1 pseudogene is annotated in these 583 nt (G+C 41.2%); it reads right to left on the bottom strand.

The annotated features are described in order from the left end of the window. Positions 1–306, bottom strand: a pseudogene (locus R7Q48_RS29365) (aspartate-semialdehyde dehydrogenase); the annotation flags it as partial. Positions 307–583 lie beyond the last annotated feature (277 nt).

The raw sequence follows: 583 nt of genomic DNA, 5'->3' as shown, positions 1-583 counted from the left end.
CATACGCAGCGTTGAAGCTGCATCAATCCAGTAACCTTTCCAGCCTGCTTGACGAAGTGCTGGGTACACTTTTTCAGTGTAGCTGCCACCTTGACACGTAATGATCGCATCAAGCTGTTTTAAACTTTCGATATCAAAGGCATCTTGAAGCATACCTGCATCTTTTCCTAGATTAGGCGCAGGGATACCTACTTGAGAAGTGCTGTAGAAAACTGGTTCAATCAAGTCAAAGTCTTTTTCTTCGACCATACGCTGCATTAGAACCGAACCGACCATGCCGCGCCAACCAACTAAACCTACTCTCATCGCATAACTCTCCATGTAATAAATTAAACCTACCCCATAGTTCATTTTTCGCAGAAAAATCTCAAGCCCTAATTTGTAAATGAGGTCAATTTTTACCCTTTTACCGAGAAAATTCACGTTAGCCGTAATTTCGAACTATTTCTGCTGCCTTTACTCCTCGATTAACAAGTAGGGAAATCCCCTACTCCGAGCGTATTGGTCTTACCACTCAGTGAGAAAACAACAACTGAAGCACAATAAATTCACATCACACAACATTTAAACACATAGATTTTAA

Source organism: Vibrio sp. 378 (assembly GCF_033339435.1).
Note: the sequence above shows the minus strand (reverse complement) of the source record. Positions and strands in the feature narration are given on the sequence as shown.